Source organism: Paenibacillus sp. GXUN7292 (assembly GCF_050864975.1).
In the GTDB taxonomy this organism is placed as follows: Bacteria; Bacillota; Bacilli; order Paenibacillales; family Paenibacillaceae; genus Pristimantibacillus.
The window spans coordinates 140957-151575 of sequence record NZ_JBOZWO010000013.1 but is presented as its reverse complement, the minus strand read 5'-3'; the positions used below and the strand labels follow the sequence as shown (position 1 = coordinate 151575).

The window sequence follows — 10619 nt, the reverse complement described above, 5'->3', positions numbered from 1 at the left end:
AATTTTAAATCTAACGAAGCTAGAGAGACTGTCGATTCATTGTGGGCAACTATTGATAAGCAATAAGAAAGGGGAACGAAGAGCAAGATTGGGAATGGAGAAGCGGCAGCGTCCGCCTTTGTAGGCCAATATTATCCTTTACAGGGGTTGTTTCATCAAAAAATTGGGCTACAACAGCGGCCGGAATCCCAAACTTGATCGTAGTAACATCTCTTTCGATTTATTGCCCTATTCACAATTAATCGACAGTCTCCTGAGTCTCCTGAGCTTCGTTAGAAAAATGCGTTTTCAACAGCCTAATAAAATACAGCTAGTCCTGAACAAATGAAGATTTTGATGACCCGGTGCACGCTGGTTTGAACGCAGAATTAGGCAGTCTGGGCGCCCAATAGACTGGTAAACTCGAACACAAATGTTTTAGTCAAACTTCATCCGCACCTAACTAATCTAACTAATCTAACTAACCTAACTAATCTACAAATTTCATTTTTAGCTTTCCAACGTATCGCCCCAGTGACCTTCGCATCCTCCTGGTGGTCGACCGACCGCCGTCATGCATCGAAACACCGCACGCTGGGAGCTGCGCGCGGTGCGAAACTATAGCGAGTTTCTTCTCTTTATCTTCATGCGTTCGAAGCGCTTGGAAAATGGCAAGTAGAGCAATAAAAAAAAGAAAAGAGCAAAAGCTTCCATAGAAAGCAGGTACCAAGGATACGGACCAAGAAAATCCAACAATGAAGCTGTCTCCGGTTTATGAGCCAAGAACATATAATTTCCGCCAGTCAGCCAATTGATCGGCAGGACAATAACAAGCAGGATGTTTAAAAAAACCATCGTCAGCCCGACAGATTTCAATGTCGGACGGTAGCCCTCCACCCACGCCATATAAAGCACAGCAAGAATGATTCCCATATGCGCAATAAAAAACTGGTAAAAACGAAAATGCGGTGCCCCGTAAAAAAGTACAGGAGTCAGCAAAGCTTGAATAGCGCCGCCAATTCCGATGAAATAAGCGATTTGAAAAATAAAACGATTATTAAACAGCAGCATAAAGATACAGAGATAAAGCGAGATGCTGCATAATTCCAGCGGTAATGTATCTTTCGTTCTATAGATGCTTTGATCGACATACCACCAGTTTAATGTCAACTCACATAAAATAAGCACGCTAGCCAATGCGATTCTGCTATATTTGCTTTTCTGCCCTTCTTTCAACCATTTGCGGCTTACATATAAGCATGTAATAAGAAAAATAAAAATTCCCAGCATTATAAAATGTGATGAAGAGTAGGCGAAAAATTGGTATTCTGACCCGATGACAGCATCAAATTCCATACTCGCTTTCACCTCCACGAATTTTTTTACATAAAGTCCCCTTTTATTATAGGCGCAGCCAACAAATTTGGGTATTGATAATTATACGAGTACCGACTCAAAGCTCTTTCAAAGCCTTTCAAAGCCTCTTAAAGCCTCTTAAAGCCTCTTAAAGCCTCTCAAAGCCTCATAAGTAAAAAACTTGCATACGTGATTAATCTCACATGCAGCAACGCTTAATTGAAGTAGGATAAGGATAGAACCTATTTCAAAGAAGGAGTGAGTGCATATGGCCGCCAAGGATTGGAGCGTGCTCGCAACAGGTTCCGCAGCCGCATTGACTGATGTCCTTGTGAGCCGCGCTAAACAAGCGCAGGAGCAATTCATGTCGCTTTCACAGGAACAGGTCGATTTGGTCGTCCACAAAATGGCGCTTGCTGGGCTCGATCAGCATATGAAGCTTGCCAAGCTGGCTGTCGAAGAAACAGGAAAAGGCATCTACGAGGATAAAATCACAAAAAATTTATTCGCTACAGAGTCTGTCTGCAACAGCATGAAAGAAGATAAAACGGTTGGTATTATCGAAACAAACGAATACGAGAATTACAATATTATTGCCGAGCCTGTAGGCGTTATTGCCGGCATCATCCCATATACAGACCCGACATCGGCAGCGATGTTCAAGGCATTGCTTGCCATAAAGACACGCAATCCGATTATATTCATCTTTCATCCTGCTGCTGAAAAATCAAGCACTCAGGCTGCCAAAGAGCTGTACAAGGCGGCGGTTCAGGCAGGCGCTCCGAAGCACTGCATCCAGTGGCTGGAGCAGCCCTCGTCCCATTCAGTCGACCAGCTTCTTAAACATAAGGAAATCGCACTAATACTAGCGTCAGGCGATGACGCAACCGTCCAGGCAGCTCATCGTACAGGAAAGCCCACGCTTGGATTAAGTCCCGGCAATGTGCCTTGCCTCATTGATCGCACAGCGAACCTGAAGCAAGCTGTTACAGATCTGATTATGTCAAAAACGTTTGATAACGGCATGCTTAGCGCCTCAGAGCAGTCAGTCATAATAGAGGAAGCTATTTATCCGACGATGAAGCATATGATGACGGCGCTAGGCTGCTATTTTATGAATCAAGCTGAAATACAGGCGGTATCCAAATTGTATGTCGCTATGCGTGACTCCAAGCTGCTCAATGATATGGTAGGCCAATCTGCGCTCTGGATTGCGGAGAAAGCCGGTATATCTGTCCCTCAGGATACGCTGATACTTATAGCAGAGCTGGCAGGCGTTGGAGATGACTATCCGCTTTCTGCCCAGAAGCAAAGCCCCATCCTTGCATGCTACAAAGTAAAGGACGCCGCAGAGGGCATTGAACGTGCGGCTGGCATAATCAACTATAGCGGGGCGCCGCATTCAGCGGTTATTCACTCTCATGATCAAGAGACGATCTCTGCATTCGCCTCCAGGCTGCAGGCGGTTCGAATTATTATCAATTCGCCGTCTACGCTTGGAGCAATTGGCGACTACTACACGACAAATTTACCCTATCTTTCACTCAGCAGCGGCCACTTCGGGCATTCGTCCTCTACGGGCATGTCTTCTGTGAAGCTGCTGAATCTTAAAAGAATTTCTGAACGCGCTGTGCATATGCAGTGGTTTAAAATTCCGCCAAAGCTATATTTTGAGAAGGGCTCTACCCAGTATTTAAGCAAAATACCTAACATCCATCGCATCGTTATCGTAACGGACAAAAGCATGGTCGAGCTCGGTTATGTCAATAAGGTCGAATATTATTTGCGCAAAAGAAAAACTCCCGTTCAAATTGAAATAATTGCAGATGTGGAGTCTGACCCTTCTATTGAAACCGTACACCGCGGCGCTGCCATAATGAACAGATTTCAGCCGGATTGCATTATTGCCTTGGGCGGTGGATCACCGATAGACGCTGCCAAAGCGATGTGGCTGTTTTATGAATATCCGGATACCGACTTCAACTCAGCTAAAATGAAATTTTTAGATATCCGAAATAAAGTGTATAAGTATCCTAAGCTTGGACAAAAAGCACAGCTGGTTGCGATTCCGACTACGTCAGGCACCGGCTCGGAGGTGACCTCCTATGCAGCAATAACCGATACACAGGACGGCGTTATGAAGTACCCGCTTCTGGATAATGAGCTGACGCCGAATATCGCCATAATTGACCCGGAGTTTACGTACAGCCTGCCTGATATTACAGTAGCTGATGCCGGTATGGATGTACTGACGCATGCAATAGAAGCTTATGTTTCGATTATGGCCAGCGACTTTACCGACGGACTGGCCATGAAAGCGATCAGCCTTGTATTTGAGCATTTGGAGCATTCCTTTGCAACAGGCGATAAAACCGCACGCGAAAAAATGCACAATGCTTCTACCATAGCTGGAATGGCATTTGCCAATGCGTATCTGGGTGTCAATCATAGCCTAGCTCATAAGTTCGGGATTCATTTCAAGCTTTCGCATGGCCGTACCAATGCTATATTGCTGCCATATGTTATTCGTTATAATGCAAGCCGGCCGACTAAATTCCAGTCCTACTCCAATTATGATCATTATCAGGCAGATACGCGTTATGCTGATATTGCCAGAATGCTCGGCTTGCCTGCACGTTCTACCGAAGAAGGAGTCAGCAGCTTAATAGAGGCCATACGCAAGCTTAACCGATCTCTTGGCATACCAGACAGCTTCCAAGCTGCCAGTATTGCCGAGGAGGAATTTATCGCTTCTGTCGACAAGCTGGCCGGGGCAGCGTTCGAGGATCAATGTACAACGACAAATCCTCGCATGCCGTTAATTTCAGAGCTGGCTCTGCTTTACCGCAATGCTTATTACGGAATTTTAGAATAAACATTACGAAATGGAGGAAATCAGCATGACTACAATTCAATCTGTTCGCAACGAATATTGGGAGAACTTTAAGGAAGGGACATGGCAGGATAATATTGATGTGCGCGACTTTATCGTGAGCAATGCCGCTGCTTATGAAGGCGATGACAGCTTCCTGGCAGGACCAACCGAGGCGACAAAGCGATTATGGGATATTATCAGCGAGCTGACTGCCAAGGAACGCCAGCGCGGCGGCGTGCTCGATGTGGATGTAAATACGCCCTCCTCTATCGTTTCTCATGGGCCTGGCTATTTGGATAAAGAGCTGGAGAAAATTGTAGGCGTACAAACAGATGCGCCATTCAAACGCTCTATACAGCCGTTTGGCGGCGTAAGAATGGTCGAGGATGCTTGTAAGGCATATGGCTTCGAGCTGCCGGAGGAAATTTCCCGTTTGTTCACCGACCTGCGAAAGACTCATAATCAAGGCGTATTCGATGCTTATACGCCGCAGATGAGAGCTGCGCGCAGAGCCGGAATTATAACAGGCTTGCCCGATGCTTACGGCCGCGGCCGTATTATTGGCGACTACCGCCGTGTAGCTTTGTATGGCGTGGATCGCTTGATTGAGCAGAAAAAAGCGGACATGAAGCTGTCCGACCTGCTTCCTATGAGCGAGAGCGTCATCCGCGAGCGTGAGGAGCATTCCGAGCAAATCCGTTCGCTGCAGGAGCTTAAAACAATGGCAGCAAGCTACGACTTTGATATTTCGAAGCCTGCGGGCAATGCCAGAGAAGCTGTTCAATGGTTGTATTTCGCCTATCTGGGCGCAATCAAGGAACAAAATGGAGCAGCCATGAGCCTTGGACGCGTCTCTACCTTCCTTGATATTTATATCGAGAGAGATTTGCAGGCCGGTGTGCTGACAGAGCAGGAAGCGCAAGAAATTATTGACCATTTTGTCATGAAGCTTAGAATTGTCAAATTCCTGCGCACTCCTGATTATAATGAGCTGTTCAGCGGCGACCCTACCTGGGTGACAGAGTCAATCGGCGGCATGGCCGAAAATGGAAAAACTTTAGTATCAAAAAGCTCCTTCCGTATTCTGCACACGCTATATAATTTGGGACCTGCCCCTGAACCGAACCTGACTGTGCTTTGGTCTGAAAGCCTGCCGGATGGCTTCAAGCGATATTGTGCTAAAGTATCTATTGAAACTAGCTCCATCCAATATGAAAATGATGATATAATGCGTCCGCAATTCGGCGACGATTACGGTATCGCCTGCTGTGTATCCGCAATGAGAATCGGCAAGCAAATGCAGTTTTTCGGTGCCAGAGCGAATCTTGCCAAAGCATTGCTCTACTCGATTAACGGCGGCGTAGATGAAATACTGGGCGTACAAGTCGCACCTAAATCTGATCCGATTATGGATGAAGTGTTATCTTACGATGTCGTAATGGAGCGCTTCGATCAAGTTATGGAATGGCTGGCAGAGCTGTATATGAATACGCTGAATGTCATTCACTATATGCACGACAAATATTGCTACGAGCGTCTCGAATTTGCACTCCATGACCGCGAGATTATACGCACGATGGCATGCGGCATTGCAGGCCTATCTGTTGTAGCAGACAGCTTGAGTGCTATAAAGTACGCTAAGGTTAAACCAGTACGCAGCGAGGCAGGCATCGCTATCGATTTTGAAATCGAAGGTGATTTCCCTCAATACGGCAACAACGATGATCTTGTCGACCAAATTGCAGTACAACTGGTAGAAAACTTTATGAGCAAGCTGCAAAAGCATAAGCCATACCGGGATGCCATTCCAACTCAATCTGTACTAACGATTACATCCAATGTCGTTTATGGCAAGAAAACAGGCACTACACCGGATGGACGCAAAGCAGGCGAACCGTTCGCGCCAGGCGCCAATCCTATGCACGGCCGCGACCGCAAAGGCGCTCTAGCCTCGTTATCAAGCGTAGCGAAGCTTCCATATGAGCATTCGCTTGATGGAATTTCCAACACATTCTCAATCGTTGGAAAGGCGCTCGGCAAAGACAATGAAGCACAGGTAAGCAATCTTGCCGCGCTGCTTGACGGCTATATGTCGCAATCTGCGCATCACCTGAATGTCAACGTATTTGACCGCGCGACACTGCTGGATGCGATGGAGCATCCTGAGCAATATCCACAGCTGACCGTTCGCGTATCCGGCTATGCGGTTAACTTTATTAAACTTACAAAAGAACAACAGCTTGAAGTCATTAGCCGTACCTTCCATGGCGAGATGTAGATCATCAACAATGCAATAAAACTCCCTCCCTTCCCGGGAGGGAGGATCTTAATCCTATTAACGAAAGGATGAAGGCGCATGAGAATGGCCACCCCACCGCAATCTGACCTGCAAGTAACAGGACGTATCCACTCCATAGAAACCTTTGGAACGGTGGATGGCCCAGGCATTCGATTCGTCCTGTTTCTGCAAGGCTGTGCGCTTCGCTGCAGATTTTGCCATAATCCAGACACCTGGGATACAACAACGGGCAAAGTAATGACTGTAGCAGAGGTTTTAGAGGAAATCAGGCCTTATATAAATTACTATAAGCGATCCAACGGCGGAGTTACTGTATCAGGCGGAGAGCCTACCTTGCAAGCGCCTTTTGTTGCAGCCTTGTTCCGAGCGATTAAGCAGGAATGGGGTCTGCATACCGCGCTTGATTCATCCGGCTTCTGCGAACCGCATCATGCTGACGAAACAGGCCTTTTTGATGCAGCTGATCTGATTATGCTGGATTTGAAAATGATTGATGAGCTTAAGCATCAAGCTCTAACTACGCAATCCAATAAGCGGATACTTGGCTTTGCCCGATATTTAGCTGACCGGCAGCAGTATGTATGGATAAGACATGTCGTTATTCCCGGCGTAACGGATCATGAAGAGGACTTAATAAAGCTCGGGCAATTTATGGAATGCCTTGGAAATGTTAAAAAGCTTGAGCTGCTTCCCTATCACATAATGGGAAAATACAAATGGGATCAGTTAGGACTGGAATACACGTTAAACGATGTAGATCCGCCCACTAAAGCACAGATGGAGCGTGCTGAAAGTATTGTACGTGCACAATTAAAAGATAACCTTCACATTGATATAGGAATGTAAGGATAAACGGCTCTGATGTCCTTTGAACAGGTGCGTTTACCGACGAATGATAAGAACAATTTTATAGTGAAAACTTATAAAGTCTTATAATTAAAAAAACAAATAAAAGGATGGTCAAGCTTGCCAAACTCGCTTAGACCATCCTTTTATTTGTTTGGCCGTCATCTTTCATGACAGCTGGTTATTCAATATTAGCAGTCGCTATCTGGCTTGCCTGCAGCAGCTGCTGTTCTAAAGCTGGAACCGCAGCCGCAAGTTACGGACGCATTAGGGTTTTCTATCGTGAAGCCCCCGCCCATTGCGGTCTCCTTGAAATCAATCTGCAATCCGTTAAGATATTTTTTGCTATCGTTGTCCATTACGACTTTAATGCCGCTAAGCTCTAATGCCTCGTCATCTTCCGTCAATTCATCATCGAAACCCATGCCGTAAGAAAAACCGCTGCAGCCGCCTTCCTTTACGCCAAGTCTCAAGAACAGGTTTGGAATCTCTTCTTGCTCAAGCATTTCTTTTATTTTTTCAGATGCCAGCTCACTAATCGTGATCATTGTACATCCCTCCATATATATAAAATGAAAGTAAATAATTCACTTACTTCTCTATAGTATACTGCAAATAAATAGCATGCTCAAGACATAGCCCTTTTATGCACTACCCAATGTTTTCAAATGCCTTCTCTCACTTTTCATATTGCTCCTGCTTCGGTAGAGGTTTATAATCAAATTAGTTAACTTGTCGTTCTATTATGTTATTTTTTTCACAAGCAAATGAATGTGGAGGTCCTTACTATGAATATTATTGTTCCAAATTCATCATCCCAAATGCAGTATATTGCTGAGAAAGTCCGCAATAACGAAAGGCTTACCCTTGAGGATGGAAAATTTCTTTATGAATCAGACGATCTGCTTACTATTGGCCAGCTTGCCAATGAAGTTGCGATAAAGAAAAACGGTAAGAAAGTTTATTTTATCGAAAATATGAGCCTTTATTTTACTAACGTATGCGAATCCCGCTGCGCTTTTTGCAATTTTAGAAAAGATGAAGGCGATGAAGGGGCCTACACGCTTAGCGGCGAGCAGATGATTGAATACATAGAGCAGCATTATCATCCGGGCGTACGCGAGTTTCACATTGTCGGCGGGCATAATCAGCATGTGCCATTCCAATACTATGTTGATTCCCTGCAAGCGCTCAAGGACCGCTATCCTGATGTAACGCTCAAGGCTTATACAGCGGCTGAGATTGATTTCTTCTCGCGCATAAGCGGTCTATCTTACAAAGAGGTGCTGCAGGAGCTGATGAAAGCCGGCTTGCAATCTTTGACTGGCGGCGGCGCAGAAATACTGTCAGATCACTACCGTAAAAAAATGCGTGTAGATAAAGCCGATGTAACCGCCTATCTTAATGTGCACCGAACAGCTCACGAGCTGGGCCTGCGTACGCATACGACGATGCTGTATGGCTCTATCGAATCCAAAGAGGATCGTATTCGCCATATGCTGCACATAAGAGATCTGCAGGACGATACGAATGGCTTCCTTGTATTCATTCCATTATCAATGCAGCCGATAAATCCGAGAGCAGGCATTCGCCGACGCAATTCAGCGTTTGAGGATTTGAAAACTATTGCCATCAGCCGTTTGATGCTCGATAATTTCCAGCATATTAAGGCTTACTTTATTAACATTGGCGTACAGCTCACCCAGGTTGCGCTTACGATGGGAGCTTCCGATGCGCACGGCACGATTGTGAAGGAAAAAATCAGCCATGCGGCCGGTGCGCTAACGCCTGAAGGCATTACACGCGAGGACTTGATTTGGCTAATTAAAGGAGCAGGACGTATTCCTGTAGAACGCGATACTTTCTATAACGAAATTAAAGTTTACGAATAGTTTAGCAGTATTTTAATATCTGACTTGCACATTTTCTGACTAATTGACTGCGTGAAGGTTAATGCTACATTTATTATAAAAATTAATGGGGCTATAAAGATGAAAAAATTAATTGTATTAGGCGGAGGCTATGGCGGTCTTGCGGTAATTAACGAGCTGATAGAAAAGCACTTGCCCGCTGATGTTTCCGTCACCCTTATTGATCGCATGCCATTCCAAGGGCTTAAAACTGAATTTTACGCGCTGGCCGCAGGCACGGTATCGGACTTGGAGCTTCGCGTACAATTTCCGGTTCACCCGCAGGTTTCCTTTTGTTATGGCGAAGTTATGTCGATTGATATGGAAAAGCAAATCGTTCATATGCAAAACGCGGAAGAAATGCATTATGACTGGCTCGTTATCGGGCTTGGCTGCACAGATAAGTATCATGGCATTGAAGGAGCCGAACAATTCTCAACGAGCATTCAAACCTTCTCAGGAGCGAGAAGAACCTACGCTCTTCTTAATGATGTAAAGCCCTACGGTCAGGTTTCCATAATTGGCGGAGGACTTAGCGGGGTTGAAGTAGCTGCTGAGCTTAGAGAAAGCCGGCCAGACCTTAACATCAGGCTTATTGACCGCGGTCCTAAGCCTCTGGGCGCATTCCCAGGCAAGCTGCAAACCTTTGTTATGGATTGGTTTACCGAGCATCATATCGAGATGCGGGGCAACACCAATCTGTTTCGTCTTGAGGAAGGACAGCTGAGCGATGCCAACTCGCCTGAGCCTATATACACGGATGTGACAGTGTGGACAGCGGGTATCCAGCCCGTTGCGCTGGTGCAGCATATGAATTTGCCAAAGGATACGATAGGCCGTCTTATTATTAACGAGTATCATCAGCTCCCTCAATACACTAACATATTTGTTGTCGGCGATTGCGCTGCGCTTCCTTATTCCCCTAGCGGGCAAGCTGCTGGCGCTCAGGGCAAACAAATCGCAGAAGTGCTGCATGCCATGTGGAATAACCGTAATCCAAAGTTAGGCACGATAAAGCTTAAAGGCGTTCTTGGCTCTCTAGGCAAAAAAAGCGGCTTTGGCTTGATGGGCAATACGCCTATATTAGGACGTGTGCCTAGATTGATTAAAAGCGGCGTGCTTTGGAATTCGAAGCGACATAAGGGCTAATTCGGAAACAACAGGTATAAGTAAAGAACGGGCACTGCGATCAAGTTTGGATGCTTACAATTAGCTGCCACTCCTTTATAACGACATAATACGTTAAAATGCAAGCTAATAAAACTAAAAAGACTGCTTTACAGCCTGCAAAAGGCTGTAAAGCAGTCTTTAATTTGTCCAATGGTTGAAGATCGATCGGCGCAAGCTTCTTGCT

The 10619-nt window shown here is 45.6% G+C and carries 7 protein-coding genes; 5 read left to right on the top strand and 2 right to left on the bottom strand.

Features of this window, described 5'->3' with window-relative positions; genetic code table 11:
* Window positions 1-597: 597 nt before the first annotated feature.
* On the bottom strand, window positions 598-1335 hold the full coding sequence (locus tag ACRRU2_RS13250; RefSeq protein ID WP_331702707.1) for a YwaF family protein: 738 nt from the start codon (window positions 1333-1335) through the stop codon (window positions 598-600).
* A 268-nt stretch (window positions 1336-1603) separates the two neighbouring features.
* Here ACRRU2_RS13250 and adhE point away from each other — a divergent pair, with 268 nt between their 5' ends.
* The 3 genes from adhE to pflA all read left to right on the top strand — a co-directional run bounded on the left by adhE (window position 1604) and on the right by pflA (window position 7355).
* Window positions 1604-4210: a bifunctional acetaldehyde-CoA/alcohol dehydrogenase gene (gene adhE / locus ACRRU2_RS13245; protein ID WP_432502288.1), complete on the top strand. Its 2607-nt coding sequence runs from the start codon at window positions 1604-1606 to the stop codon at window positions 4208-4210.
* A gap of 25 nt (window positions 4211-4235) precedes the next feature.
* Window positions 4236-6488: a formate C-acetyltransferase gene (pflB, locus tag ACRRU2_RS13240; RefSeq protein WP_432502286.1), complete on the top strand. Its 2253-nt coding sequence runs from the start codon at window positions 4236-4238 to the stop codon at window positions 6486-6488.
* A gap of 78 nt (window positions 6489-6566) precedes the next feature.
* Window positions 6567-7355, top strand: coding sequence for a pyruvate formate-lyase-activating protein (gene pflA, locus ACRRU2_RS13235; protein WP_331702711.1), 789 nt, complete (start codon window positions 6567-6569; stop codon window positions 7353-7355).
* A gap of 191 nt (window positions 7356-7546) precedes the next feature.
* Here pflA and ACRRU2_RS13230 read toward each other — a convergent pair whose 3' ends face one another.
* On the bottom strand, window positions 7547-7903 hold the full coding sequence (locus tag ACRRU2_RS13230; protein ID WP_331702712.1) for a HesB/IscA family protein: 357 nt from the start codon (window positions 7901-7903) through the stop codon (window positions 7547-7549).
* A 240-nt stretch (window positions 7904-8143) separates the two neighbouring features.
* Here ACRRU2_RS13230 and mqnE point away from each other — a divergent pair, with 240 nt between their 5' ends.
* Window positions 8144-9247: an aminofutalosine synthase MqnE gene (mqnE, locus tag ACRRU2_RS13225; protein ID WP_432502282.1), complete on the top strand. Its 1104-nt coding sequence runs from the start codon at window positions 8144-8146 to the stop codon at window positions 9245-9247.
* A gap of 99 nt (window positions 9248-9346) precedes the next feature.
* Window positions 9347-10414, top strand: coding sequence for an NAD(P)/FAD-dependent oxidoreductase (locus tag ACRRU2_RS13220; protein ID WP_331702714.1), 1068 nt, complete (start codon window positions 9347-9349; stop codon window positions 10412-10414).
* Window positions 10415-10619 lie beyond the last annotated feature (205 nt).